General features: G+C 67.1%; 20 protein-coding genes, 1 tRNA gene, 1 other RNA gene and 1 pseudogene. 7 read left to right on the top strand and 16 right to left on the bottom strand.

From position 1 onward, the window contains the following. Positions 1 to 4 precede the first annotated feature (4 nt). Both rpmF and ACCQ12_RS05600 read right to left on the bottom strand, forming a co-directional pair. On the bottom strand, positions 5 to 199 hold the full coding sequence (gene rpmF / locus ACCQ12_RS05605; RefSeq protein ID WP_039404068.1) for a 50S ribosomal protein L32: 195 nt from the start codon (positions 197 to 199) through the stop codon (positions 5 to 7). 97 nt (positions 200 to 296) lie between these two features. Continuing rightward, the gene (locus ACCQ12_RS05600) at positions 297 to 806 is read right to left on the bottom strand and encodes a YceD family protein (RefSeq protein ID WP_039564560.1); all 510 of its coding nucleotides are present in this window, start codon (positions 804 to 806) and stop codon (positions 297 to 299) included. Positions 807 to 914: 108 nt separating this feature from the next. Between ACCQ12_RS05600 and ACCQ12_RS05595 the strand changes: the two genes are divergently transcribed. Next, positions 915 to 1,490, top strand: coding sequence for a Maf family protein (locus ACCQ12_RS05595; protein ID WP_372383116.1), 576 nt, complete (start codon positions 915 to 917; stop codon positions 1,488 to 1,490). A gap of 14 nt (positions 1,491 to 1,504) precedes the next feature. On the opposite strand, the gene ACCQ12_RS05590 is transcribed toward ACCQ12_RS05595, so the two are convergent. The 3 genes and pseudogenes from ACCQ12_RS05590 to ACCQ12_RS05580 all read right to left on the bottom strand — a co-directional run bounded on the left by ACCQ12_RS05590 (position 1,505) and on the right by ACCQ12_RS05580 (position 6,181). Beyond that, positions 1,505 to 3,361, bottom strand: coding sequence for a hypothetical protein (locus ACCQ12_RS05590; protein ID WP_372383560.1), 1,857 nt, complete (start codon positions 3,359 to 3,361; stop codon positions 1,505 to 1,507). Beyond that, positions 3,358 to 4,331: pseudogene (locus tag ACCQ12_RS05585) on the bottom strand (glycosyltransferase family 2 protein). The gene ACCQ12_RS05590 and the pseudogene ACCQ12_RS05585 overlap by 4 nt, the downstream one beginning before the upstream one ends. Positions 4,332 to 4,339: 8 nt before the next feature. After that, on the bottom strand, positions 4,340 to 6,181 hold the full coding sequence (locus ACCQ12_RS05580) for a glycosyltransferase family 39 protein (RefSeq protein WP_372383115.1): 1,842 nt from the start codon (positions 6,179 to 6,181) through the stop codon (positions 4,340 to 4,342). Positions 6,182 to 6,218: 37 nt separating this feature from the next. Here ACCQ12_RS05580 and ACCQ12_RS05575 point away from each other — a divergent pair, with 37 nt between their 5' ends. The 4 genes from ACCQ12_RS05575 to ACCQ12_RS05560 are packed head-to-tail and all read left to right on the top strand — an operon-like array spanning position 6,219 to position 10,609. Continuing rightward, on the top strand, positions 6,219 to 7,172 hold the full coding sequence (locus tag ACCQ12_RS05575) for an AAA family ATPase (RefSeq protein ID WP_039404058.1): 954 nt from the start codon (positions 6,219 to 6,221) through the stop codon (positions 7,170 to 7,172). Between the two features lie 5 nt (positions 7,173 to 7,177). Continuing rightward, positions 7,178 to 8,134, top strand: a complete 957-nt coding sequence (locus tag ACCQ12_RS05570; RefSeq protein WP_372383114.1) for a DUF58 domain-containing protein — start codon at positions 7,178 to 7,180, stop codon at positions 8,132 to 8,134. Continuing rightward, complete coding sequence (locus ACCQ12_RS05565; RefSeq protein WP_372383113.1) at positions 8,127 to 10,079, top strand: transglutaminase TgpA family protein; 1,953 nt, start codon at positions 8,127 to 8,129, stop codon at positions 10,077 to 10,079. Before ACCQ12_RS05570 ends, ACCQ12_RS05565 begins: the two co-directional genes overlap by 8 nt. Beyond that, positions 10,076 to 10,609 (top strand): Slp family lipoprotein, encoded by a 534-nt coding sequence (locus ACCQ12_RS05560; protein ID WP_372383112.1) that lies wholly within the window; start codon positions 10,076 to 10,078, stop codon positions 10,607 to 10,609. Before ACCQ12_RS05565 ends, ACCQ12_RS05560 begins: the two co-directional genes overlap by 4 nt. Before the next feature lie 307 nt (positions 10,610 to 10,916). Here the strand turns inward: ACCQ12_RS05560 and ACCQ12_RS05555 are convergent, their stop codons facing one another. From ACCQ12_RS05555 to dnaX, 4 genes are all read right to left on the bottom strand, one after another. After that, positions 10,917 to 11,267: a histidine triad nucleotide-binding protein gene (locus tag ACCQ12_RS05555; RefSeq protein ID WP_039404049.1), complete on the bottom strand. Its 351-nt coding sequence runs from the start codon at positions 11,265 to 11,267 to the stop codon at positions 10,917 to 10,919. Between the two features lie 93 nt (positions 11,268 to 11,360). Further along, positions 11,361 to 11,954, bottom strand: coding sequence for a recombination mediator RecR (recR, locus tag ACCQ12_RS05550; protein ID WP_166750139.1), 594 nt, complete (start codon positions 11,952 to 11,954; stop codon positions 11,361 to 11,363). Between the two features lie 100 nt (positions 11,955 to 12,054). Then, positions 12,055 to 12,375: a YbaB/EbfC family nucleoid-associated protein gene (locus tag ACCQ12_RS05545; RefSeq protein WP_005913896.1), complete on the bottom strand. Its 321-nt coding sequence runs from the start codon at positions 12,373 to 12,375 to the stop codon at positions 12,055 to 12,057. 6 nt (positions 12,376 to 12,381) lie between these two features. Continuing rightward, the gene (gene dnaX / locus ACCQ12_RS05540; RefSeq protein ID WP_372383111.1) at positions 12,382 to 14,382 is read right to left on the bottom strand and encodes a DNA polymerase III subunit gamma/tau; all 2,001 of its coding nucleotides are present in this window, start codon (positions 14,380 to 14,382) and stop codon (positions 12,382 to 12,384) included. 135 nt (positions 14,383 to 14,517) lie between these two features. Here dnaX and ACCQ12_RS05535 point away from each other — a divergent pair. Beyond that, positions 14,518 to 14,610: transfer RNA gene (locus ACCQ12_RS05535), tRNA-Ser, on the top strand. A 74-nt stretch (positions 14,611 to 14,684) separates the two neighbouring features. Then, an RNA gene (gene ffs, locus ACCQ12_RS05530) (signal recognition particle sRNA small type) lies at positions 14,685 to 14,781 on the top strand. Between the two features lie 281 nt (positions 14,782 to 15,062). Here ffs and ACCQ12_RS05525 read toward each other — a convergent pair. The 7 genes from ACCQ12_RS05525 to ACCQ12_RS05495 all read right to left on the bottom strand — a co-directional run bounded on the left by ACCQ12_RS05525 (position 15,063) and on the right by ACCQ12_RS05495 (position 19,155). Next, entirely contained in the window at positions 15,063 to 15,503 is a 441-nt protein-coding gene (locus ACCQ12_RS05525) for a molybdenum cofactor biosynthesis protein MoaE (protein WP_372383110.1), read from the bottom strand. Continuing rightward, positions 15,500 to 15,745, bottom strand: coding sequence for a molybdopterin converting factor subunit 1 (gene moaD, locus ACCQ12_RS05520; protein WP_047695418.1), 246 nt, complete (start codon positions 15,743 to 15,745; stop codon positions 15,500 to 15,502). The genes ACCQ12_RS05525 and moaD overlap by 4 nt, the downstream gene beginning before the upstream one ends. Further along, positions 15,742 to 16,239 carry a cyclic pyranopterin monophosphate synthase MoaC gene (gene moaC / locus ACCQ12_RS05515; RefSeq protein WP_166744022.1) on the bottom strand — a complete coding sequence of 166 codons (498 nt, stop codon included), beginning with the start codon at positions 16,237 to 16,239 and terminating at the stop codon, positions 15,742 to 15,744. Before moaC ends, moaD begins: the two co-directional genes overlap by 4 nt. Before the next feature lie 75 nt (positions 16,240 to 16,314). After that, positions 16,315 to 16,581: a hypothetical protein gene (locus tag ACCQ12_RS05510; protein WP_372383109.1), complete on the bottom strand. Its 267-nt coding sequence runs from the start codon at positions 16,579 to 16,581 to the stop codon at positions 16,315 to 16,317. Between the two features lie 41 nt (positions 16,582 to 16,622). Further along, complete coding sequence (gene moaA / locus ACCQ12_RS05505) at positions 16,623 to 17,657, bottom strand: GTP 3',8-cyclase MoaA (protein ID WP_184376104.1); 1,035 nt, start codon at positions 17,655 to 17,657, stop codon at positions 16,623 to 16,625. Continuing rightward, positions 17,657 to 18,406: an MBL fold metallo-hydrolase gene (locus ACCQ12_RS05500; RefSeq protein WP_372383108.1), complete on the bottom strand. Its 750-nt coding sequence runs from the start codon at positions 18,404 to 18,406 to the stop codon at positions 17,657 to 17,659. The genes moaA and ACCQ12_RS05500 overlap by 1 nt, the downstream gene beginning before the upstream one ends. Next, complete coding sequence (locus ACCQ12_RS05495; RefSeq protein ID WP_047695414.1) at positions 18,406 to 19,155, bottom strand: 3-deoxy-D-manno-octulosonic acid kinase; 750 nt, start codon at positions 19,153 to 19,155, stop codon at positions 18,406 to 18,408. The genes ACCQ12_RS05500 and ACCQ12_RS05495 overlap by 1 nt, the downstream gene beginning before the upstream one ends. Positions 19,156 to 19,175 lie beyond the last annotated feature (20 nt).

Below are 19,175 nucleotides of genomic sequence, written 5' to 3'. Positions count from 1 at the left end.
CGAATCAATCTTCTTGAATGGCCGACGACTTGGTCGCGATCACCTTCTTGCCGCGGTAGTAACCGTCAGCGGTGATGTGGTGGCGCAGATGGATCTCGCCGCTGGTCGGGTCGGTCGACAGCTGCTTGGCGGTCAGGGCGTCGTGCGAACGACGCTGGCCGCGACGGGACGGGGTGACACGGGATTTCTGCACAGCCATGGGATTGCTCCAACTTTAGTTCGATAACTTGTCTGTTGAGTCGAACAGCACGCTCTACGCCCGCGTCGACCTGTCTTTCCGCCCTTAACAGCGGCGGTTACTGTTTCTTCAACGCTGCCAGCGCCGCGAACGGACTGGCCTTGTCTTGCTCTTCCTGGGTCGGAACCCATTCGGCATCGATCGCTTCGCTGCCCGGCGCCATCGGCACCACTGGCACCGACAGCACCAGTTCGTCCTCCACCAGGTCCGCCGCCCGCAACATGCCGTCGTCGGGCACCAGCAAAGCTTCGTAATCCGGCGGCAACGCGGCTTCTTCGTCCTCGTCGCGGATCAGGCCAAGACGCTGCCTGATCTGCACCGGGTACAGAAAACGCTGCAAGGTGCGCTGGCAGGCCAGCGGCAGCTCGACATCGATGCTGAGTTCGACATAGGCGACCTTGAGCAGAGCGTCCTGATCGAACTGGAGCGAATAGACACACTCGCCTTCGGTATCGACCAGACTCCCCTGCAGACGGGTCATCGCAGAGAGCGGGATGCGGCCATCGAAGCGCCTGCGCGCTGCGACCATCCGCCAAGCATCCAGCATTTCGGGTACGTTCGCGGACATAAGCCGCAGAATGTTAAAGACCCGCCGTGGCCATGTCAAATGCACCCATTCAGTGTGCTGCACCGGGTGCAGACTGGCAGACTGCCCTGCCCGTTTCCAGCAGCGTCCATGATGCCACGCCTGATCCTAGCCTCCACTTCCGCGTACCGGCGCGAGCTGCTTGGCCGCCTGCAACTGGACTTCACCACCGCACGCCCGCAGGTCGATGAGCGGGCGCAGCCGGGTGAGGCCCCGAGCGCCCTGGCCAGCCGCCTGGCTGCCGAAAAGGCCGCCGCCATCGCGACCCACACGCCCGACGCCTGGGTGATCGGCTCGGATCAGGTGGCCGACCTCGACGGCCAGGCGCTGGGCAAGCCCGGCACACTGGACCAGGCATGCGCGCAGTTGAGCGCCATGTCCGGGCGCACGATGCGCTTCCACACCGCGGTCAGCCTGATCGGCCCGGACGGCGCCTTTCACGCCTTGGACCTGACCGAAGTCCAGCTTCGCCCGCTGACGCCCGACGCGATCGCGCGCTACCTGGCCGCCGAACCCGCACTGGATTGTGCCGGCAGCTTCAAATGCGAAGGCCTCGGCATCAGCCTGTTCGATGCGATTCGCTCTGAGGACCCCACGGCCCTGATCGGGCTGCCGCTGATCGCGCTGGCGCGGTTACTGCGCCAGGCGGGGTTTCAACTGCCCTGAGCTATCGCCTGGGCTCATCGATCGAGCCTGCAGAACTGGTAGGGATACTCTCCCTGCCCGATTTGCGAGGAAAGCCTGCGACAACTCGCCGGATCCAGCCTCACCCCATACGCAAGCAGCTGCTGCCGCGCCTGCTCCAATAGGCGGCGATCGGCAGCCACCAATTCCCTCGCCTTGTGTTCGGGAACGCGCAACTGGCACAGTCCGGGCCGGGATGCATCGAGTTCGGCACGCAATCCATGCGCCGTCAGCCAGCGTAATTGGGGGCATTCCGGCCCAGCACTCCATCCCAGACGCCGCGCCCACCGATTCATCCGTTCCACGCGGGGGCTCTGCTTGTCCCGGGTAGCATCCCATAACGCATACAGCTGGGGCCGCTCTGCCACCAGCGCGCGCACGCGGGCGCGATAGGCATCCGACTCGGCAAGGTTGCTGGCCACACCGACATAACGTGCCGCTGGCGCAAGCAGCGCAATCCGCCATGCCTGTGGCTGGTTTCCGACCAGTAACACGGTACTGGACGCTGGTGCATCGATCGGTGGTGGCTGCACCTGGATGCTGTGCCGTGCCCACGATTCATGGCCCCAGTCGTTCCAGCCCCCGAGCGCAATCACCGCACTGAAGAGCACCAGGCAGGCGGCCACAGTGCGGGCCCGGGCGGCGGCGAACAGCCGCTGACAGCAAAGCCAGAGCGCCAACGGCGCCAGTAGTTCCAATGCCGCCAGGTAACGATGGATCGAAAACATGCTCTGCCAGAGCAGATACCCCACCCCGACAAACACCAGCAGCGTCGTCGCCTGGGCATTCCACCCGCGAACGGGCAACGACCTGCGCCATAGCGCGCGCCCCACGATTCCCAGCACGGCCAGATAAAGCAGTGCCCAGATGCATTGAAACAGCGCAATTTCACTCACCCGCCAGGGATTGAAGGTCAGCACCAGCGGCCACGCCAACCACTCGCCAACATTGCGCGGCAGCCAACGGGTGTCACCTAGCGAAACAGGTTGCGCGAGTGGCGCGCGAAACAGGCCATTGAACTGCGGAAACAAGGGGTTGCCGAACTGCTCCCAGACCCGCAGATACCAGGGGGCAGCGATCACGGCAAAGACCAGCAATGCCGTTAGCGCCATGCTCACCAAACCCAGCGCCCGTGCGCGCGGCCGCCCACCGGCGCAGAGCGCCGCACAAGCCAATGCCACTGCATAAGGCGCGTTGGTCAACTTGCACGCCACGGCGAGACCAAGCAAAAACCCGGCGAGCAGCCAATGACCCGCAGCAAGCGCACTACCGGCCTGCTGTCGGCGCTGCGCGCGCATCACCAATGCCAGCGCCGCGAGCAATGGCAGCGCCGTGCTCGCATCGCCCATGGTGTTGGCAAATTCGGAAAGGAATGCCGCGCTGCACAGGCCAGCCAGCGCCAGCGGCGGGGCGAGGCGAGCGCGCTGGGAGTCTGCCTCCAGCACATACCAGGCGATTGCCGCCACCGGCACGAACACCAATGCATGCAGCACGCCCATCAGCGCGCCGGCCATTGGCCCGGGCCAGCGTGTCAGCAGCGCGTACTGGACGATATCCAGCGCCGGATTGAAATAGCTCTGCAACTGCGCCGGAGCCAGATCCTGGGTCAGGCGACCGTGCCACCACGCATAGCCGTTGTAGACGTGGTAATTGCGCAGGTCCCAGTTGGCATCCTGCCCAAGACACAACGCCACCAGCCCACCTAGCAGCGCAACGGCGGTCACCGCCGCGACCACGTTGGCTGGACGCCGGAACGCGAAGCGGTGATCGGCCCAATGCAACAAGCGGGCGATCCTGCGCCCCTGCCCGGAGGCGGCAGCGCCGGCGTAGACGCGCGCGAACAGGGCACTCATCGATGCGCCCCCGGCCCCAGCAAGGGCTCGGCAAGATAGGCCAGATGCTTGGCCTCGATGCGTCCACGGGTGACGGTATCCAGGATCAACCCGCAGGCCAGCAACAAGAACCCCAGCAGCATCAGCGCCACGCACAGGATGGCGGCGGGAAAGCGCGGAACCAGGCCGGTCTGGGCGTAGGTTTCAAACAACGGGATCGCCAATCCCACCGAAGCCAGGGCACAGGCAATAAAACCCACCGAGAAGAACAACAACGGCCGCTCGGCCTTGAACAACTTGGCGATCGTGGTGAGGATGCGCCAGCCGTCGCGCCAGGTATTCAACTTGCTTTGCGAGCCTTCCGGTCGCACGCCGTAGGCGGTTTCGACCTCGGCCACCGGCATGCGCAACTGCAACGCGTGCACGGCCAGTTCGGTTTCGGTCTCGAAACCATGGGCATGGGCCGCGAAGGATTTGACATAGCGCCGCGAAAACACCCGGTACCCGGACAGCATGTCATCGAAGCTGCGCCCGAACAGCAGCCCGGCGCACCGCGTCAGCAGCACGTTCCCAGCCGATGGCCGGGGCGATAGGCGGCCTGCTGCTGATCGCGCCGCGCGCCGACCACCATGTCCAGGCGTTCGTCGATGAGCTTGCGCACCAGCGCGGGCGCAGCACCGGCGTCGTAGGTGGCGTCGCCGTCGACCAGCACGTAGATGTCGGCTTCGACGTCGGCAAATCCACGCCGCACCACGTTGCCCTCGCCTTGCAGTGCGACGCGGCACACCTGTGCACCTGCCGCCGCGGCGACTGCTGCGGTGGCATCGCTGGAATTGTTGTCCAGCACGTAGATCACCGCGCCCGGCAGGGCGGCAGCAAACGCGCCGACCACCTCGGCCACTGTTGCCGCTTCGTCATGGCAAGGCACCAGCACGGCGATTTGAATCCCGGACAGCGGTGCGGGATGGGGAACAGGCAAGGATTGCGTCATTGGGCGATCTAGGGTGCGGAAACGGCGACGGGCTGCTCCCACCAGTCCTCGACGCTGCCGTTGCGGCCGTGCAGGCGCAGTCCCAACCAATGCGTGCCGGGCGGCAACGCGTGCGTGTCGAGCGTGGCGGAGAAGCCGACGTTCGGGTGCTGCGGGTCGGTGGAAATCTTCCAGTACGGGCGCACGTCCAGCACGCTGCCGTAAGCGGCCTGCGCGACCGGGCGACCGTCCAGCAGCAGCTCCACGGTCGCCAGGCCGACGCCGTCCTTGAACGCCCAACCGCGCACCTGGACCTGGCCGGACACCGCCGCGTCCGGCAGCGGCGTGTCGATCCAGGCCATCGCCGGGGTAACGCACGCCCCGGGCGCGCGCTGCGCCGGCAGTGCAAGCAGCAGGAAGCGCTGATAGCCGTGATCGGTGGAGACGACGGTGGGCGATGGCAATGGCCCGACCATCTTGCAGATGTCGTGGTAGCGCACGAGCAGATCACGGTAACGCTGATCGCTGGGCGAGAGCACCAGCAATCGCGGCCCATCCCGCGTGCCATCGCTGAGCAACCCCCACTGCAGCAACTGCGCACTGCGCCCGTGCTTGTCGTTCAAGTCGGCGCGCAGCACCTCGATGTTGGCGTCGTGCAACTGGAAACCGAGCTCGGCGCCGACCTTGAAGTTTTCTGCCAGCACGCGCGTGCCCGGCGGCATCTGCGCCAGCTGACGTTTGACCGCGCGCGCCAGATCGTTCCAGCCGGCAAAGTTGCGCGGGTAGTATTTTTCGCCAGCCGCGTGCGCGCGGATCGACGGCACCGAGACGGCCAGGTAATAGCCATACGCACCAAGCGTGCCGAGCAGCGCGATCAGCCACGCCGCACGGCGCAGCGGGTGCGGCCAGCGCATCAGGATCACCGGCACCGCCACCAGCAGCGCCAGATACCCCGGCAACGGCCAATGGAAGCTGATCCGCTCGGCATCGCTGAAGAAGCCCAGCACGAAGATCGCTACGGTCGAAATGCCGCCCAGCAGGCCGAAATAGCGCCACTGCGCGCGCGAACCGCCACCGGTCCGCGTGCCGGCCAGGCCCACCTTGACCATTGCCCAGGCCAGCAACGGCGTCACCAGTGCCGCCTGGATCAACAGAAACCACAGCCCGGTGATCTGAAAGCGCCACGGGTGCCGGTCAACCAACTGGAAGCGCAGGCCGGCCTCGTCATGGTCGGTGTTCCAGAACAGCAGCGGCAGCCAGCTCACCGCACCCACCGTCAGCGCCATCCAGATGCGCGGGTCGCGCATCACCGCGCGCCCCTGCGGAATGCACAGCAGCGCGATGCAGCCCACCCCGATCACCCCGGCAAAGCGGTAATGGCTGAGCGCGCCGATCACCAGGCCAATGGCGAGCTCCAGCGCACTGGTGGCATCGACCTCGCGCAGCAAGCGCGCGCCAGCGTCCATGCACAGCACCGCTGCCAGGGCCATCGGCACGTCCGGCACCGCCAGGATGCCCAACGTGGCCGACAACGGCATCAGCAGGGTCAGGCTGCCGGCCTGCCAGCCCAGGTTGGAGCCGAACCAGCGCGTGGCGATATGCGCGATCAACCAGGGAATCAGCGCGGCAATGGCCAGGAACGGCAGCCGCAAGGCCAGCAGATGATGCCCGCCCAGCTCCACGCCCAGCCGCGCCAGCCAGGCGGTCAGGCCCGGCAGATCCGAATAGGCTGCGGCCAGATGCTGGCCTTCCTGCCAGTAAAACGCCTCGTCCACGAATAGCGGCAAGCGTGCGGCGATCAATAGCTTGACGGCCGTCGCCAGTGTCCACAGGATCACGAAGGTGCGATGTGCGCGTTGGTCCCCCTGCATTGCCCTGTGCACTCTTCTTTTCACCTACGGAATTGTGATGTCGACACCGCTGCGTTCCACGGAAATGCTAACCGATGCGCTGCGTCAATCGCTGCGGCGCGCGCAAGACCAGGTCAATTCGCTGCTGCTGGGCAAGGCGCAGGAAGTGCGGCTGGCGTTCGTGGCGCTGCTGTCCGGCGGGCATTTGTTGATTGAGGACCTGCCCGGCCTGGGCAAGACCACCCTGGCCCACGCGATGGCGTCCAGCCTGGGGCTGGGCTTCCAGCGCGTGCAGTTCACCTCCGACCTGCTGCCGGCCGATGTGCTGGGCGTGTCGGTCTACGACGCGGCCTCGCGCCAGTTCCAGTTCCATCCCGGCCCGGTGTTCACCAACGTGCTGCTGGCCGATGAGATCAATCGCGCGCCGCCGCGCACGCAAAGCTCGCTGCTCGAAGCCATGGCCGAGCAGCAGGTGACACTGGACGGCGTGACGCATGCGTTGCCGGAGCCGTTCTTCGTGATCGCCACGCAGAACCCGGTCGATCTGTCCGGCACGTTCCCGCTACCCGATTCGCAGCTGGACCGCTTCCTGCTGCGGCTGAGCCTGGGCTACCCCAGCGCCGATGCCGAGCGCGCGCTGCTGTCGGGCACCGACCGACGCGAGCTGATCGCCCAGGCCGCCCCGCAACTCAGCGACGCCGACGTGGTGGCGCTGCGCGCAGTGGTCGGCCAGGTCCACACCAGCGATGCCTTGATCGGTTATGTGCAGGCCTTGCTGCTGCGCAGCCGTCAGCACGCCGGGGTGCGCGTGGGGCTGTCGCCGCGCGCCGGCATTGCGCTGTTGCGTGCCGCCAAGGCCTACGCGCTGCTGCTGGGGCGCGAACATGTGCTGCCGGAAGACGTGCAGGCGCTGTTTGTCGCCGTGGCCGGGCACCGGCTGGTGCCGGAGGCCGAATCCTCGTCCGGGCCGGCGCTGGCCAAGGCGCTGCTGCACAGCGTGCCGGTGGACTGACCCAGGTGCGTGCGCCACTGCGCGGCATCGGCCGCCGGCTCAGCCTGCTGGCGCGTCCGCGGGGAGCCGAAACCTTGCCGATCGTGCTGGACCGGCGGCGCATCTATGTGCTGCCCACCCGCTTCGGACTGTTCGTCACCGCGCTGTTGCTGGCGATGCTGCTGGGCGCGCTGAACTACAACAACAACCCCGCGCTGTTGCTGGCCCTGCTGCTGGCCACCGCCGGGGTCGCCAGCAGCATCATGGCGCACCTGCAGTTGTCGGCGCTGCGTATCGAGGCGGTGTCGGCCGAGCCGGTGGTGGCCGGCGAGCCGCTGCGCATGCGGGTGTCGCTGGCACGCCGCGATACCCGCGCACGCCGCGGTGTGCGCCTGGATCATCTGGACAGCAGCGGCTTCTGTTCGCTGGTCGACCACGACATGGCCGAGATCGACTTGCTGGTGCCCACCGAGCGCCGCGGCTGGCAGGACATCGAACGCATCCGCCTGTCCAGTACCCAACCGCTGGGGCTGGTACGGGCATGGTCGTGGGTGTGGCCGGAAACGCCGCTGCTGGCCTACCCCAGGCCCGAAGAACAGGGACCGTCATTGCCCGAGGGCGCCGGGTCGCCCAACCAGACCCGGCTGCACGCGCAAGGCGAAGAACTGCATCAGCTGCGCCCGTACCGCGCAGGCGATGCGCCACGCACGATTTCCTGGAAGCACTCGGCGCGGCGCGACACCTTGCTGGTGCGCGAGTACGAACAACCGCTCGGTATCGAAGTGACACTGGACTGGCGCAGCCTCCACGCGCTGCCCTACGAGCGCCGCATCGCGCGGCTGGCGCGCTGGGTCAATCTGGCAGAGCGCGACGGGCGACGCTACCGGCTGCTGCTGCCGGGCCAACCTCCGCTGGGCCCTGCACAGGGGCCTTCGCACCATCACCTCTGCCTGCGCGCGCTGGCGCTGCTGCCGCATGACTGAGCCCGCCCTTCCCATTTCCCAGGCCAGCCGTGGCTGGGTGCTGGCCACCAGCTGGCTGGCGCTCACGCCGTTGCTGCTGCAGCTGCCCGGGTTGCTGGCCTCTACCATCGCCATCGCCGCACTGCTGGTGGGCGTGATGAGCTGGCGCGGCACCCTGATGGCACCGGTGCGCGTCCTGCTGGTGATCGCGATGCTGGCGGCGGTGTATTGGCAAATTGGTATGCGTTTCGGGCGCGACACCGGCTGCGCGGTGCTGGCGGCGATGCTGGCGATCAAGGCCTCCGAACTGCGCACCCTGCGCGATGCGCGCAGCCTGCTGGGCTTTGTATTGTTTGCGCCGTTTGCGGCCTTCTTACTCGACCAGGGCCCGACGACGATGGGCCTGGCGCTGCTGGCGGTGGTCAGCGCACTGATCAGCATGCAGCGGCTGGCCGACGAAGAGCACCGCACCGGCACGCCCGGCCTGCGCCTGCAGTTGCGCAGCATCGGCAAACTGGTCGCCATCGGCGTGCCGCTGGCGCTGGTCACCTTCTGGCTGCTGCCGCGCCTGAGTTCGCCCTTGTGGGGCGTGCCCGAGCGCGCACTGTCGCGGCCCGGCCTGTCGGACAACATGTCCCCGGGCGAATGGATCGACCTGATGGCCGACGACAGCCCGGCCTTGCGCGTGCAGTTCACCGGCAAGGCGCCACCGCCGCAGCAACGCTACTGGCGCGGACCGGTGATGTGGGACTTCGACGGCCGTACCTGGCAGCGCGCGCGCTGGACCGGCCGCGGCCAGCCCGCCTCGGTCACCGCAGGCCCGCAAACCTATCGTTACCGACTGGACTACGAGCCCACAGATCGTCGCCAGCTGGTGTCGCTGGACCTGCCGACCCGGGGCGTTGCCAACGCCGAGCTCTCACCCGATTACGAACTGTTCGCACAGCGCCCGTTGAGCGCGCTGACACGCTGGGAGCTGCAATCGGCACCGCCCACCCGTTTCGATACCGACCTGCCCGACCAGTTGCGCAAGCGCGCGCTCGCGCTGCCTCCAGGCTTCAATCCGCGCACGCTCACCCTGGCCCGGCAATGGCGCGCGGAGGCCGGCAGCAACGACGATGCGGTGGTGCAGCGCGCGCTGGGGTGGATCACCCGCGAATTCGCCTACACGCTGGATACGCCGCTGCTCGGCCGCAACAGCGTGGATGAATTCCTGTTCCAGCAAAAGGCCGGTTTCTGCGAACACTTCAGCTCATCGTTTGTGGTGCTGATGCGTGCGGCCGGCATCCCGGCGCGCGTGGTCACCGGCTATGCCGGCGGCACCTACAACGGGCTGGGCAACTACTGGGTGGTGCGGCGCATGGATGCGCATGCCTGGACCGAGGTGTGGCTGGCCGGCCGCGGCTGGGTGCGCGTGGACCCGACTGCCGCGGTGGCGCCGGAACGCATCTACGACACGCTGGAAGATCGCCTGCAGACCGATGGCGGCGCCGGCCTGGCCCAGCTCGGCACCTGGGCCGGCCTGAGCCAGGTCGGCGACTGGCTGCGCCGCGGCTGGAACGACCTGGTGCTGTCGTTCAATGCCGACCGCCAGCAGCGCCTGCTGCAGCCGTTCGGCATCGACCGCCTGGAGCCCACGCAACTGGCTGCCATCTTCGGCGTGTTTGCCGTCAGTGCCCTGGCCTGGATGGGCTGGCTGCTGGCCCGCGGCGAGCGCGAACGCGACCCGCTACTGCGCGCCTGGCATCGGCTGAGTCGCCGCTACGGCAAGCTGGGCCTGGCCCGCGAACCCCACGAACCGGCCATTGACTGGGCGCAACGCGTCGCCCGCTCGCACCCGGACACGGCACTGTTGGCGCTCAGCCAACGTTTCGCTGCCGCGCGATACGCTGGCGCTGATTCGGACAGCGCCACTCTCCTGAAAGACCTGCTGCAGCATCGCCCGCGAACCGGAGCTTCCTCATGAGTACCCGTTTTCTGTTCCCCATTGTCGCTGTGCTCGGGCTCGCAGCCTGCGCGACCGCGCCCAAGCCGCTGCAGGGCCAGTTCCCCACGGTCAGCCCGAGCGATTCCACTGCCAGCGCGCAACTGGGCACCTCGGTGCGCTGGGGCGGCAAGATCATTCAGACCAAACCCGGCCAGGGCCAGACCTGCTTCGAGCTGATCTCGCGTCCGCTCAACGCCAGTGGCCGCCCGGACCGCAATGCGGTGGATGCCAGCGATGGCCGCTTCCTGGCATGCCGCTCGGGCTTCTATGATCCGGCCGTGTTCGAGCCGGGCCGCGAGGTCACCTTCATCGGCAAGATCGAAGGCTATGAAACCACCAAGATCGGCGAGTACGACTACAATCTGCCCAAGGTGGCTGCCGATGTGGTCTACCTGTGGCCGGAAGTGCGCGACGTCGACGTGATTCCGGCCTACCCGTACGGCCCCTGGGGCGACCCGTGGGGTCCGCGCTGGGGCGGCGGCTGGGGTTGGGGCCGCGGTTGGTGGTAATCCATCGCTGAGTCAGCCGTGATGCAAAACGCCGCTCCTGAAGGAGCGGCGTTTTTGTTGGTGCAGGTCAAGCCGCCTGCATCAGCGCATTCCGGCTGGATCGTCACTTCGCCATCTTGCCGGCCCCGGCGCTACGCGGGAGCAACAAGCCTGCAGGAATCGCGGCTGCGCGGCTGCCATGAGCGCCTACTGGCGTGCATCGGCTTATAACCGCAGTAGCGACGACCGGCCATGCTCAAGCCTGGCCTGCCGTTGCCGCTCGACCACCTGTTCGGTCACATCGGCGGCAACGTCCTGCCCCACTCCGTCATGGGGTGCCGAAGCGGCCCAGCGGCGCACCGGCCAGCAGATGCAGATGGATATGGAACACGGTCTGGCCCGCATGCTCGCGGCAGTTCATCACGATGCGGTAACCGTCCTGCGCCAGTCCCTGCGCACGCGCGTAGGCCGCCGCCGCAATGGCCAGCTTGCCGACCAGCAGTGCCTGCTCCGGCGGCACATCGTCCAGGGTGGGAATGGCGTGCTGCTTGGGAATGAAGAGCACATGCACCGGCGCCTGCGGTGCGATGTCCTCGAAGCCCAGCACCTCGTCGTCTTCATAAACGATGGTGGCCGGAATTTCGCGACGAATGATTTTGCCGAAGATGGTGTCGGTCATAGACGGGATTCGGGATTCGGGATTGGCCAAAGCTTACCGCGCGCGCCGACCGGCTTTTGCGAATCCCCAATCCCGACTCCCCAATCCCCGCCCTCACAGCACCTCACTGCGGGTGCCGAAGGCGTGCGACAGGGTGCCGCGGTCGACGTATTCCAGCTCACCGCCCAGCGGCATGCCCTGGGCGAGCCGGCTGGGCCGCACGGCATGTTGTCGTGCCAACTGCGCCAGGTAATGCGCGGTTGCCTCGCCTTCCACGGTGGCGTTGGTGGCGATGATCATTTCGGTCACTTCGCCAGCGGCCAGGCGCTCGCCGAGGCGGTCCAGCCCCAGCTCGCGCGGGCCGATGCCATCCAGCGGCGACAGGCGCCCCTGCAAAATGAAATACAGACCGCGGTAGCCGGTGGCGTGCTCGATCGCCAAGCGATCGGCCGGTGACTCGACCACGCACAGCTGCTGGCGGTCACGGCTGCTGCTGGCGCAGATGGTGCAGACTTCCGACTCGGTGAAATCGCGGCATTGCACGCAATGCCCGACCTTGTCCACCGCATTTCCCAGCGCCGCGGCCAGGCGCCGCCCGCCCTCGCGCTCGCGCTCGAGCACGTGGTAGGCCATGCGCTGCGCCGACTTCTGGCCCACACCGGGCAATACCCGGAAGGCCTCGATCAGTTGTTCGAGCAGAGTGGACATTGGGCGGCCGGGATTCGGGAGTGGAGATTCGGGATTCGCAAATGCAGAAGCGAACCTCGCTTCTAGCGAATCCCCAATCCCGACTCCCGAATCCCCTCGATCAGAAAGGCAACTTCATGCCGGGCGGCAGCTGCATGCCGGCGGTGGCCGAGCCCATGCGGTCCTTGGATTCGGCGTCGATCTTGTTGGAGGCGTCGTTGAACGCAGCGGCGATCAGGTCTTCGGCCATTTCCTGGTCGGAGAGGATGCTCGGGTCGATGCGCACCTTGCGGCACTCCTTGGCGCCGGTCAGCGTCACGCTGACCATGCCGCCGCCGGCGGTGCCGGTGACTTCCAGCTTGGCCAGTTCTTCCTGGGCGCGCTGCAGGTTTTCCTGCATCTTCTGCGCCTGCTGCATCAATTGGGCAATGTTTCCACGCATGGGGCGTTACTCGTCGTAAGGGCGGATGGAATCGGGGACGACCCGCGCGCCCTGCTGCTGAATCAGCTGCTGCACATTGGGGTCGTTCATGAAGGCGATTTCGGCTGCGCTCTGGCGCTCGCCTTTCTGGCGGTTGGCCCGCTCGTGCAAGGTCTCGACATCGGCGTTGCCGGTTTCGATCACGATGCGCGGGGTGTCGCCCAGCACCGGCGCCAATGCCTGAGCCAGGTTGGCGATGGAGCGTTCTGAGTTGAGGTATTCGAAGCCCGGCGCCAGCGCCAGCCGCAGCACGCCGTCGCGATGGCCAATGAATGCCGCGTTGGCAGCAAGCTGACGCGACGGGCCATTCAAGCCGCTGCGCGTGACCAGCTCCAGCCACTGCTCGGCATCGGCGATGCGGCCATCGTCGATCGGTGCCACCGCAGCGGTGGAAGGCGCCGGGGATGCTGCTGCAACGTGCGACGGCGGTGTCGCCGCCATCGTTTCGGTTGCCGCTGCCGGGTCCGCAGCGTCCAGGGGAGGCGCCATGGCCGCTTCCGGCGTGGCCATGACCGAGGGCGACGCGATCGACGGGGCAGTGGCCGCCCCGGATGCGGGAGCCGAGGTCTCCGTCACTGCGGCAGGCGTCCTCACTGGTGCGTCGTCCACCGCCCAGGGTGGGGTGTCGTCAGTGCGCGCAGGCGCAGCGCCCGCGGGAACCGCCGAAGCAGCCAGCGAGACCACCGGCGCTGCCGCGACGGCAGCTGGCGCAGCGGCGGCAACTGCCACGTTTGGCGCAACCACTGCTTCCATCGCCGCTGCCGGCATCGCTGCAGGCGCTGCGGCCGCGGCAGCAGGCGCAGCGGCCTGCACGCCTGCGCCCGGCACGCGTGTGCCACTGCCGGCACTGGCCCCACGGCCGTCGTCGCTGCTACCGGCAGGCACCGCCGCCGCGGGCCGGAAGGCCAGCATCCGCAGCACCGCCATTTCGAACCCGGCGCGCGGGCTTGGCGCCAGATACAGATCGCGGCGCCCGTTGAGCGCCATCTGGTACCACAGCTGCACCACCTCCGGGCGCAGCTGCGCGGCAAACGGGGTCGGGTCGATCCCATCGCCCACAAAGGCCACCGATGGCACCAGCTGCTGCACCTGCACCCGGTGCAGCGCCTCGGCCAGGGCTTCCAGCACGCCGCTCCAATCGGGCGAAAATTCAGCCAGCGCGGCCACCACCTGCAGCAGGCGCGCGCCATCGCCATCGGCCAGCGATTGCAGCATCGCCCCGACCTGGGTGCGATCGACCGTGCCCAGCATGGTGCGCACCACGTCCTCGCGCAGCGCGCCGCCGGCGTAGGCGATCGCCTGATCCAGCAGCGACAGACCATCGCGCAGCGAGCCATCGGCCGCCTTGGACAGCTGCACGATCGCCGACGGATCCGATTCGATCTGTTCGGCCGCCAGAATGCGCGTCATCTGGCCCTGGATCTGATCCTCGTCCAGCCGCTTGAGGTTGAACTGCAGGCAGCGCGACAGCACGGTCACCGGCAGCTTTTGCGGGTCGGTGGTGGCCAGCAGGAACTTCACATGCTCCGGCGGCTCTTCCAGCGTCTTCAGCAACGCATTGAACGCCGCCTTGGAGAGCATGTGCACTTCGTCGATCAGATAGACCTTGAACTTGCCGCGCGAGGGCATGTACTGGGCGTTCTCGATCACCTCGCGCACGTCGTCCACGCCGGTGTTGGATGCGGCGTCGATTTCCAGCAGGTCGATATAGCGGCCGGCATCGATGTCCAGGCAGGCCGGGCACGTCCCGCACGGGTCGGCGCTGGTGCCGGTCTCGCAGTTCAGCGACTTGGCGAAGATGCGCGCAATGGTGGTCTTGCCCACGCCGCGGGTGCCGGTGAACAGGAACGCGTGGTGCACGCGCCCACTGTCGAGCGCGTTACTGAGCGCGCGGACCACGTGTTCCTGGCCTACGAGTTCGGCAAAACGCTTCGGGCGCCACTTGCGGGCGAGAACGAGATAAGACATCGGGCAACCAGCTTGTTCTGAGCCGATATTGTGCCACGGCCCGTCTCATCGACTGCGCCTGCAAGATTCAGCTTGTGGTATGGCCCGGCGACCGCTAGAATTTGCGGCCCTGTAAGGCCCCGGTCGTGCAGGTACGGAGAGGTGTCCGAGTGGTTGAAGGAGCACGCCTGGAAAGTGTGTAAGCGTCTAAACCGCGCTTCGGGGGTTCGAATCCCCCTCTCTCCGCCAGTTTCATGATGTGCGCGATGACACCGTCGCAGCAGATCCCGGGCCACGCCAGTGGCCCACGTCTTATGGTGGCCCCGTCGGTCCCTCGCGACGCTAGATCGAAAATCCCGCCAGGGCCGGAAGGCAGCAACGGTATCGATTGATGCGGGCGCCGAGGTCAACCGGCGGGGACACCACCCCAACCTCCAGCACGCGCCGGGCCGGCCAGTCGCCGCCACAGCGGTACGCCTGCCTGCATCACGCGGCGACCACGTTCTGCAGTTCCATTGGCGTCTGCAGGAACATCAGTGCGGTGTTGTTGGCAAGGAGTGCCGCGTTGCGGACCGACGTGGCGTGCGCAGGGCTGGACACTACACAAGCGCATTGACGCGCGCTGCAGACGCCCTCGAGCCGCGCGCCATCGTCAGCATGAAACTTGCAGGACTCGGCACGCCACTGCGCTGCCTTCACCCCTAGGCCTCCGGATGCAGCCAGCCCGCATCCCCTTCCAGGTAATGCTCGTGCTTCCAGATCGGCACGCGCGCCTTGACCTCGTCGATGATGTAACGGCAGGCGTCGAACGCGGCGCCGCGATGCGCCGCACTCACACCGACCCACACCGCCATCTCGCCGATACGCAACTCACCCACACGATGCACGCACTGCGCCTGCACGACGGCAAAGCGGCTGACCGCTTCATCGAGCACGCGCTGGCCTTCGGCCTGGGCAAGTGCGGCATAGGCTTCGTAGCGCAAGCCGGCAACGCCGCGGCCCTCATTGTGGTCGCGCACCCAGCCCTCGAAACTGGCGAAGGCGCCGGCGTGCGGATGTTCCATCCCTGCACGCAAGTGATCGACCGGCAGCGCAATGTCGGACAGCGCAAACACGGCGGTTGTCTGCTCTCTCACGTTCAACCTCCCGACACTGGCGGAATGAACACCACTTCGCTGCCGTCGCGCACCGCATCCTCCCAGCGCGCAAACGCCCCATCGACGGCGACGCGCAACTGCGCCGGCGTCCAGCGCAGGCCGTGCCGTGCATCGAGCTCGGCATACAGGCCCCGCAGGTCCTGAGCACTGGACTGCACGCGCTCGTCGGCCACCCCTGCCGCCTCGCGCAGGCTGGCGAAATACAACACCGTTACCGTGGCAGTCATCGCGCCGCTCCGATGTCGCGCTTGCCGCCACGCTTGGAGACCAACCTGGTCGGCCCGATGGTCATGGCGTGCGACAGCGCCTTGCACATGTCATACACCGTCAACGCCGCAACGCTGGCGCCGGTCAGGGCCTCCATCTCCACGCCAGTGCGATGCACGCAACGGACCGTGCACTGGATGTCCAGCACCTGCTCTCCAGCCCAATCGATCTCGAAACGGCAGGCATCGATCGGCAACGGATGGCAGAACGGGATCAGCTCATGCGTGCGCTTGACCGCCATCGTGCCGGCGATCACTGCCGTCTCGACGATGCCACCTTTGGCACTGCGCAGGCCACTGGCACGCAACTGGGCTGCGACCGCAACCGGAAAACGCACCCGGCTGGCGGCCGTGGCGCTGCGTGCGGTGACCGCCTTGTCCGAGACATCCACCATGGTGGGGAGCCCGGCATCGTCCAGGTGGGTCAGGCGCGCGGAACGTGATTTGGGAGGCATGGAGAACTACACGGTGACAGGCGGGCAGGATGCGGCATTCTCGGTGAACGAGGCGCCTTGATGGAACAGCAGCTGTCAGCAGCGTGCATCCTTGCGCCAGCGTGCGACGCGCAGCAGCACGCAATCCGGCAGTCGCCTGGCGGTCGACCGATGATCCAGCGGCGCAGGATTGCAAGAAAACAACGTTTCAGACGCGTTCGACGCGGTCATCGACAGCGAGATCCGCACTTGGCGCAGCGATCGCTGCACATCGTCCGCTGCGACTGCAGGGCGCCCGGACGCGGTGACGTCCAGTCGGTGCCGCGCAATGCGCCAACGCGCGCGCATCAGCAAATCGCGCAAGCACGCGTGCGGCGCGCATAGCGCCAGAAGCCCGCCCGCACTCACCCGCCGATCAGAAACATCTCCACCGGTTTACCCCGACGCGGCGCCGCCACCGCACGCACCTCGCTGTAGCGGTCGCCACGCAGGCTCCAGCGCTGACGCAGGTGGTCCGCCAACCCGTGCTCGCCGTCGGACAAGGCCGGCTTCAGATCATGGCCCTGGCTGGCAAACAGACAGGTATACAGATGGCCGTCGGCCGAGACGCGCGCGCGCTGGCAGTCGCCACAGAACGGCACGCTGACCGAACTGACGAACCCCACTTCGCCGGCGCCATCTGCAAATGCGTGGCGCTGAGCGACTTCGCCGGTGTAATTGGCATCCAGCGGCACCAGCGGCCAGCGTGCATGGATGCGCGCGTGCAGTTGCGCAGAGCTCACCACCGCCTCCGGTGACCAACCGTTGCAGCTCCCCACGTCCATGAATTCAATGAAGCGCAGCACGTGCCCGGTACCGCGGAAGTGCTCCACCAGCGGCAGCACCTGATCCTCGTTGACGCCACGCTGCACCACGCAATTGATCTTCAACCGCGTGAAGCCGGCCTGCTCGGCAGCCGCAATCCCGGCCAGCACCTGGGCAATATCGCCGCGGTCGCCGCTCATGCGTCTGAACAATGCCGGCTCCAACGCATCCATGCTGACGGTGATGCGGCGCAGCCCGGCCTGGCGCAGCGCCACAGCCTGGCGCGCGAGCAGGACGCCATTGGTGGTCAATGCCAGATCCTCGATGCCGTCGATCGCCGTCAGACGCGCGATCAGGGCCGGCAGGTCACGCCGCAGCAATGGCTCGCCACCGGTCAGGCGGACCTTGGTCACGCCCACCGAAACAAAGGCCCGCACCAGGGTTTCCAGTTGCTCGAAGCTCAGGCGCTGCTGCGCATCGAACCCGTAGTCGTCCGGCACGCGATCGGCCGGCATGCAATAGCCACAGCGGAAGTTGCAGGCCTCGATCACCGACAGGCGCAGGTCGCGCAGCGGGCGGCCGTAGCGGTCCTGCATGGGCGCACCGGCCAGGGTGGGCAGGGTCAGGGCACCCATCAGCGCACCGTGGCAGCGGTCGAGTCCGCCAGCATCAGATGCTGCCCAGGCACGGCAACACGATGGCCGCGCGCGCGCAGCACATCGGCATCGGCGTCGCTGGCGTAGTGGTACAGCAGCATGCGGCTCAACAGGTCCTGCGGGTATTCCCGCTCCAAATCGTCCACGCCAGTATGCGACGGGTTGCCGTGAACACCGCAGTCATGCGCGATGAGCTCGTTGTCGTCGGCATAACGCTTCAGCATTTCCGGGATCGGCCGGGTGTCGCCGGTCCACACCAGCGCGCCCTTCAGACGCAGCCCGTAAGCAGTTTCGGGCCAGTGGTGACGTACCGGGAACACTTCCAGCCGCACCCCGTCGTGCCAGAAGGCATCGCCGACCGGCACCAATTGAAATGCGTCCCAGAAGTTCGCCCCGCCTTCGGCCAGCACGTTCGGGTAATCGGCAATGCGCCGCTGCAACAGCGGCACCACCGGCGCGGGCACATACAGGCGCGTGCGCCCACGCCGCTCGGAGAAATAGCTGTCGACGAACACCCGCTCCAGCCCGCCGACATGATCCAGGTGCACATGGGTGATGAAGATCGCCTGCGGCAGCTGACCGTAATGGGCCTGATAGGCAGTCAGCCCCTCGCTGCCGCAATCGATGGTCAACCACGGAGCGCCGGCGCGCTCGATGGTTGCCATCGGCGAACCGAGCGCCACCGCCGACGCATTGCCGACCCCTTGCATCCGCAACGCCCAATGCATCAGTAGCCCCGGCCCCAGGCCAGCTCATACGCGCGGTGCAGCCGCTGGTAATCCTTGTCGACCTCTTCGCGGCTACGGTTGCCGCGCAGCTTCAGCAGCGAACGGTGCAGCCGCTTGAGGTTACGCTCGCGCCAGCGGGTGGCCGGAATACGCAGCACACCGCGGTCGAAATCGATCAACCAGCCATGCCCGCCGGCATCGAACAGGATGTTGTGCGCGTTGAGATCGGCGTGATCCAGCCCGGCGCGATGAAACCGCGCAATCAGTTGGCCGGTGGCCTCCCACGGTGCGCCACGCCCGGCCACCTGCGCGTGGTCGGCCAGCGAGCGCACATCTTCAAGCCGCTCCATCAACAAGGCCGCGCGGTAGCCCAGGCCTTCGCGCAGATAGCAGGCTGCCAGCGGACGCGGCACCGGCAACTTGCGCTTGATCAGTTCGCGCATCAGCCGGAACTCGGCAAAGCTGCGCGTGCGTCCGGCACCTTTCCACAGATACCGGTCATGGCTCACCCGCGCCGCCATGCCGCCACGCAGGTACTGGCGCAACACGCTGCGGCCGAATGGCGCATCCACAAACCAGGCCCCGCCGCGGCCACCCTCACCGACCGGCCGCGCCCTGTCGCCCCAGCGTTGCGGCGAAAACAGCCCGGCGTCGGCTTGCCGCAGCCGTTCGCGGTCGAACAGAATGGCGCCGTACCCGCGACCCTCGCGGTACGGCGTCAGTGCTTCGGTGGCGTCGAAAGAAACCATCTATCGAGTCTAACAACACC

The organism is Xanthomonas sp. NCPPB 1068 (genome assembly GCF_041479385.2).
Lineage (GTDB): Bacteria > Pseudomonadota > Gammaproteobacteria > Xanthomonadales > Xanthomonadaceae > Xanthomonas > Xanthomonas cannabis.
This window is presented reverse-complemented; position numbering and strand designations above follow the sequence as displayed.